This is a genomic window from cf. Phormidesmis sp. LEGE 11477, assembly GCF_015207105.1.
Taxonomy (GTDB): Bacteria; Cyanobacteriota; Cyanobacteriia; order Phormidesmidales; family Phormidesmidaceae; genus Phormidesmis.
The window spans coordinates 24130-30556 of record NZ_JADEXO010000078.1; the positions used below are offsets into that span (position 1 = coordinate 24130).

The 6427-nt window shown below is 52.1% G+C and carries 5 protein-coding genes; all 5 read right to left on the bottom strand.

The window, feature by feature from the left end; translation table 11 throughout:
* Positions 1–7 precede the first annotated feature (7 nt).
* On the bottom strand, positions 8–2383 hold the full coding sequence (locus IQ256_RS19375) for a caspase family protein (RefSeq protein WP_193857202.1): 2376 nt from the start codon (positions 2381–2383) through the stop codon (positions 8–10).
* Positions 2384–2447: 64 nt separating this feature from the next.
* Entirely contained in the window at positions 2448–3605 is a 1158-nt protein-coding gene (gene sat / locus IQ256_RS19380) for a sulfate adenylyltransferase (protein WP_228025077.1), read from the bottom strand.
* A 211-nt stretch (positions 3606–3816) separates the two neighbouring features.
* Positions 3817–4914: a tRNA 2-thiouridine(34) synthase MnmA gene (gene mnmA / locus IQ256_RS19385; protein WP_193857204.1), complete on the bottom strand. Its 1098-nt coding sequence runs from the start codon at positions 4912–4914 to the stop codon at positions 3817–3819.
* Between the two features lie 201 nt (positions 4915–5115).
* Positions 5116–5490 (bottom strand): hypothetical protein, encoded by a 375-nt coding sequence (locus IQ256_RS19390; protein WP_193857205.1) that lies wholly within the window; start codon positions 5488–5490, stop codon positions 5116–5118.
* Between the two features lie 166 nt (positions 5491–5656).
* Positions 5657–6190: a DUF2059 domain-containing protein gene (locus tag IQ256_RS19395; RefSeq protein WP_193857206.1), complete on the bottom strand. Its 534-nt coding sequence runs from the start codon at positions 6188–6190 to the stop codon at positions 5657–5659.
* Positions 6191–6427: the final 237 nt, after the last annotated feature.

Here is a 6427-nt window from a genome sequence, read left to right on the forward strand (position 1 = left end):
CAGCGAGCTAAACAGATTTATAGGCAAAGTTAAGCGTTGCCCATTGAGCAACATCCAGCATATAGTCGCTAGTTTCGCTACCCACACTCAGATCAGAGAGCAGCGCCTTGACCACCTCTAACGGATTGGGCAGCGGACTCACCCGCTGACCTCGGCTATTGAGCGCCCCGCGCAAAAGACTGACTGTCTTCGTCAGGGGCCGGGTGCTAAACACAACATAGGTTTCTACTGGGCCGACTGGATTTTCGACTGCCCAGTCCAGATTGTCTGTGGGAATAAAGACTGAACTGCCAGGGGTGATACTAGCTGCAACCGAGGCGGGCGTGCCTTCTTCTACGATTTCTTCGTCGGCGTCGATCACAGCCGTAGGTGAGGCGAGGGCTGGATAAAAAGCGGATAGTCTTTCTCTAGGATCAACGTTGATCAAGGTGTAGTAGAGCGGAACGCTGCCCTCGTTGAATAGCTGATAGCGAATGCGACTGCCCACAGCAACGGTGGGAATAAACCCTTCTATCGAGCTGTCGTTGTTCTGAGAGGCTTTGAAAGTCTGGCGAGCGATTAGCAGTTTGTTTTGCTTGGGTTCAACCTGCTCTAAAACAACGCGCACCGGTAGCTGAGAGGCGGATCTGTTCTCTGTTAGCCGCAGTAGCTTCAGCGCGGCTAGGGCCTGTAGTTTTGGAGCTAGGCGATTGATGGCAGGCTTAATCGCTTCTTCTTGTTTGGCGAGGGTGCCAGGTATCGGCGATCGCGTCACCGAAAACAAGCCGTATCCTTGGGTGCCAGCCACCTCAGCTGGCTGATCGATTACCGGGCTGTCCATATTAGCCGCTGAGTCGCTTTGGGTCATCTCGATCTGAGCCTGCGCTCTCATCAGCTCAGTAGGATACAGGCTCGCGGTTAGCGTCTCGTCAGTACCCACTATTGGCTTGGCTAACAGGCAATCAGCCGGTAGCTCTGTGGCAGAAGTCGAGCTGATAAAAGATAGAGACGAGAGCGCACTGGTGGCATCAACCCGTTCGATGCGCTGTAGGCGGCTGTCAAGGGCAACTACTAGATTGATACTTCTAGGCAGCGTCCGTATGGCTTCAAAGACTAGCTGACCAGGCTGTAGGGGTGCGCCGTTGTTTTTGGCATCCTCGGCTAGCCGTGCTTTGCCAGAAAGCGCCTCGTGTGATCGCATGTTTAGCCGTCGTCCCTGACAGGTCATTACCGAGTCAGAGCTTAGATACTCTAGGACTCTAGGCGGCAGCCCACCTAGCCACAGGGTCGCTGTTTTACCATCCTCACTTACTGATGTGATCACTGCGCCGCCACGGGTCTGGTCAATCAGCGGCGTGTGGTAGATCGGTGTCTTTTGCACCGGGCCATCAGCTATCGGCTGCTGATTGCTGCCGCCCCAGCGTACTAGGACTTCTTGCGATCGGGCGACCGCCCTTTCAGTCATCACAGGTGCGGGCGCTGACCAGAGATACTGCGTCATCACATAGGTAAACGCGCCTGCATTGAAATCATGCCAGCGCCGCTCTAGTACGACCTCATCGACAGCGCCGCCCCGCAGCAGCACACCTGGAAAATCGTCGCTTTCTTTCATCAGTCGCTGATCGGCTAGCAGCGGGAACGTCGCTGGTCGCTGGCCTGTGGCAATCTCAGAACGAGCACGCGATCGCAGTCCGCCAGAAAGCGGCACGTTGATATCGACGAATCCAGCATCTATTACCGTTGTGATGTTCTTCGTCTTCAGCCGCCGCAGCAGCGTTTTCAACTCCACTTCAGTAATGTCGTTGAGAATCGAACGCTCTGGCGTGGGCAGCCGTCCATCTACGGGCACCAGCGTTCTTTGCAGCACAGCCTGCTGGTCTGAGGGCTCTTCTACGGCTTGGGCACTGGCTCCAGCACTGGCCGCATCTTCTACTCGCACCTGTGAGCCATACCCACTAAAATGCACAACCACCACGTCCCCTGCTCTAGCCTGACTGTAGAGGTGATCGACAAAAGCCTGATAGATGCCCTCGCGGGTTGCCTGCGCGTTGGTCAGCGATACAATATCTTCTGGTAAAAAACCAAATCGGTGAATCAGTAGCTCTCTTTGCAAAGCCACATCATTTCGAGCGCCTAATAGCTTGCCACTATCCGGCTGACCAGACGGAACCGCCGCCGCCGGATAGTCGCCGATACCGATTAATAGCGCCAGCTTGCGACCACCAGACTGGGCAAGAGCTTCGCTATAGGCCCTAGCCTTTTCGGGGACTGCTAGTTTTAGGGCCAGCTCACTGGACAGCTCGGTGAGACCTAGCGCCGCGATCGCCACGCCTGCCTGTTTAAAAAACGAACGACGGCTCAAACCCTGACCATCAGTCACCTTTGGATTTGTACGCGCACCCATAGAATCTCACCCGCTGCCTTTTTCTGTAACCTACTCTAAGCGTTAAAGACACTTGAGGACAGATCTAAGCCTTCATTGCCTTAATTAACTCAGCGGCAACTTCAGGGCGAGAGAACTCCGGCGGTGGCTGCTTGCCTTCACGCAACATCGCTCGCACCTTGGTTCCCGAGAGGTGAATACGCTCTTCTGGCGTCGCTGGGCTAGTCTTGGTTGTCGCCATGGTGCTAGTTCTAGTGCAGTAGAAAGCGTGCTCGAACTTCATTGGCAAAATGCCTAGCTCACCGGGCTCAAACTCATCGAAGATAGCCTGAGCGTCATAAGTACCATAGTAGTCGCCCACCCCAGCATGATCGCGGCCCACAATAAAGTGAGTACAGCCGTAGTTCTTGCGAATCAGCGCGTGGAAGATGGCTTCGCGAGGGCCTGCATAGCGCATCGCCGACGGGTTAATCGCTAGGATGACGCGATCTTTGGGAAAGTAGTTTTCCATCATGATCTCGTAGCAGCGCATTCGCACATCCGCCGGGATATCATCGCTCTTGGTCGCGCCAACTAGCGGATGCAAGAAGAGACCGTCCACGGTTTCTAGCGCACACTTTTGGATGTACTCGTGGGCGCGGTGAATGGGATTGCGAGTTTGGAAGCCGACGACCGTTTTCCAGCCGCGATCGCGAAACTGCTTGCGAGAGGCTGCCGGATCAATCTGATAGTCGGGAAAAAGCGGATGGGGATCGCGCTCTAGCAGCCAGACGTCGCCCGCTAGATTGATAGCACCCTGGTCATAGACCACTTTCACGCCAGGGTGGGCTTCTTCTTCGGTGCGATAGACGTTGATCGCCTCTTTTTTCTTATCGTAGGTGTACTTTTCGCTGAGTTCTAGCACGCCGATATAGCGGCCATTCTCGTCATCTAGGCGAACGAGCGACCCAATCTCTAAGGGGCCTGCGACTTCTTCGCTAACCGAGAGCGTCACCGGCACAGACCACGGCAAGCCGCTAGCCAAGCGCATGTCAGTCACGACAGGTTCGTAGTCGGCTTGAGTCATAAAACCAGTGATGGGGCTAAAACCACCAATTGCAATCATGACCAAATCAGAGGCTGCCCGCTTATCTAAAGTCACCCGAGGCAGGCTGTCTGCTTTGCTTAAAAATTCTTCCTTTTGCTTAGCGCTAGCCAAGCGATTTACTAGCGTACCGCCGTGGGGCGCAATGCCATCTTTCATTTCAGTCAAGGGGTCTTTCCTCCTCTTAGGTCTGCGTCTTTATCTGTGGCCTTACTTCTATAGACATTTCTACGGAAGAAGTTTCTAGTTGAGAGAGCTATTGCTTCACAGTTGCTTTGCAACTGCCACCAGGTGAACAACTACAGTGAATCACTACTAGTAGTTGCCACTGTGTGATAGCTCATGTAATAGCCACTGTGCAACTGTATCGTTAACTGGCAGTGAAGTCTGTATTATCCGAGCATGTCGGCTCGATAATGCCTCCTCCAAGTACCCGTCCTTTATTGTCGTACCAGACGGCAGCCTGTCCTGGCGTCACTCCAAACTGAGGTTCATCAAAAATTATTTTGACTCGGCTGGTTCCATCTACGCTATTGGTTGGAATCACCGTTGCCTTTACACCTTGCGAGCGGTAGCGAACTTGGACTTCTACAGAAATTGGCACCTCAGGCCGTGCTACCGACACCCAATTCACGCGGTGAACCATACAGCCAGGAGCGGTCACACTATCACGCTCGCCGACAACGACCTGATTGCGGCCTACGTCCAAGCTCACGACATACAAAGGATTGGGCGCAGCAATGCCGAGCCCCCGGCGCTGGCCAATGGTGTAGTGATGAATGCCTTCGTGCTGACCCAAAACCTGGCCGTTGGTATCGACAATATCACCGGGTTTGGGGGCTAGAAACTTGTCTAAAAAAGTTTTCATCGAGCCGTGCTGCTCAACCAGACAGAGGTCTTGGCTCTCGGGTTTGTCAGCAGTGTGTAAGCCCAAGCTAGCGGCGATTCGACGGGTTTCTGGCTTAGTTTTTTCGCCTAGAGGAAAACGGCTAGCCGCCAGGTGCGTCTGGCTCAAGTCGTAGAGAAAATAGGATTGGTCTTTATTTCTATCGACTGCCCGCCGGAGCTCGTATCGACCGGTTTCTAGGTTATGAGTGATGCGAGCGTAGTGACCAGTGGCTATATAGTCTGCGCCCATTTCATTGACTGCATACTCCAACATGGGGCCAAACTTTACGGTGCTATTACACTGCGAGCAGGGTAGGGGTGTCACCCCTCGGGAGTAGCCTTCTACTAGGTAGTTGACAATGTATTTTTCAAAGACTTCGCGTGAATCGACCACGCTATAGGCAATGCCCAGATCGTCGCAAAGCTGAGCGGCATCAGTCATCCCTTCCGAGCAGCATTGGCCTTTGCCCTTCATTAGCCATAGGGTAAGGCCCATGACTTCGTGACCCTGATTGTGCAAGGTGGCTGCGGCGACGGAGCTGTCAACTCCGCCAGATAGTCCGACGACAATTTTACTCATGGAACGACTTGTAAAAGCGAAAGTGAAAACACTTCAATAGGCTAGCACTCACAGCCTGCTCGCAGAGTATGCATCCAAGAAATGCCATAGTTTGGGTCGCAACAAAGCAAACACCTTCTCTGCCGAAACAAAGAAGGTATTCAAGATACTATCGATTCTTACCTACGAACGGATATTAGATAGTCTACTGTTCGCCAGTGATTAGCGACTAGGCATATTCGCCGCATCGGTAGTCGGTTCTGGCTCGTTGCCAAGAAGAACGTTGTCTTCGACCATCTCATCTAAGTTCAGCCTGTCGGCTGCTGACTCTTCTTGACCTTTTGTGTTTGCTTCTGCGGAGGCTTGGCTTTGCACCTGACGGCGTTCAGCTCTTTTCTCGCTGAGTTCCTCTGGAGAGAGCGCATCAGGAGAAACGGCTTCTGCGCCTAGCGTATCTACTGCGCCTACGAGCGGTGCGGCCTGAGCGATCGCGGGCGCAAGACCTATGCATAGAAACACACTAAGAAATGCACCCACTAGTGCGATCGCAATCTGCCGAGTCATTTTTCGTAGCGATGTAACCGTGCGTAAAATCATAAAACTACCTTGAATAAAGTGTGTGCAAGTAACGCAGGCTGCGCGAAGTTCCATAAATTGACGCTGCGTTGTTCGCTTCTTTTCACCTAATTATTGAATCGTCAAGCAACGAACTAAGCTATCTTCCCTAAGGCAGAACTGTTGGGAGCTATCTAGAGCATTGAATCTAGAGTAAGAACGGCTCATCAGGCACCGCGTACCCTTCTGCTTCTAGCTCCTCAATAATTTCTTGAGCAATTCCCATTCCCCAATGCTGACCTACTAACAAACTATCTTGAAGAACCATGGGCATTTTCTCAATAACGGCTTGGCCAGCTGGAGTGCGATAGAAGGCAATAATGGCGTCTAGATCTTCTATGGTGAAATGCTGCGCGTAGATTGGAATAATCAGCCGATTAAGCTCTTCGTAGTCAATCTTCTCTAAGAAACGATCCCACCACTCATCTGGAATATTGGGAACGTGCTCTCTAAACTGGCTGACCATAGATTCCATCATCTGAAGGTTCAGCGCTTCGCTATTAGTGATGGTCAGTAGTTCTTCAACTTTTGCCACAGTCTCTGCTGAAATTTCAGGTGACAGAACTTCGGACGGCAACTCTTCTTGAGGTTCGGTTGCTTCACTGATTTCAGCGGTAGTCTCAGTGGCTGATAGCTCGGCGCTATCCTCAGCGCTGTTCGTATTAAGTTCTGATGCCTTCAATGGAGGTATCGTAAACAGAGAAACTGCGATTGAAGACGCTATTGTTAGGGACAAAAATGATTTCGTCATCATGACTATCTATATTTATTAGGTTTCACTTATTAGGTTCCTAGTCGTAGCTAACACCAATGTACTTAATAGTAAGTCTTTTACACTAGCTCTCGAACTGGGACACGGTACGTGTTTAGCGTATCGCTACGAAACATCGGCTAATAGCCTGCGTTACCGACCCACCCC

Excerpts from the sequence above, each read along its gene's own strand:
- IQ256_RS19375 (WP_193857202.1), bottom strand. The coding sequence starts at position 2,383 with ATGGGTGCGCGTACAAATCCAAAGGTGACTGATGGTCAGGGTTTGAGC.
- sat (WP_228025077.1), bottom strand. The coding sequence starts at position 3,605 with ATGAAAGATGGCATTGCGCCCCACGGCGGTACGCTAGTAAATCGCTTG.
- mnmA (WP_193857204.1), bottom strand. The coding sequence starts at position 4,914 with ATGAGTAAAATTGTCGTCGGACTATCTGGCGGAGTTGACAGCTCCGTC.
- IQ256_RS19390 (WP_193857205.1), bottom strand. The coding sequence starts at position 5,490 with ATGATTTTACGCACGGTTACATCGCTACGAAAAATGACTCGGCAGATT.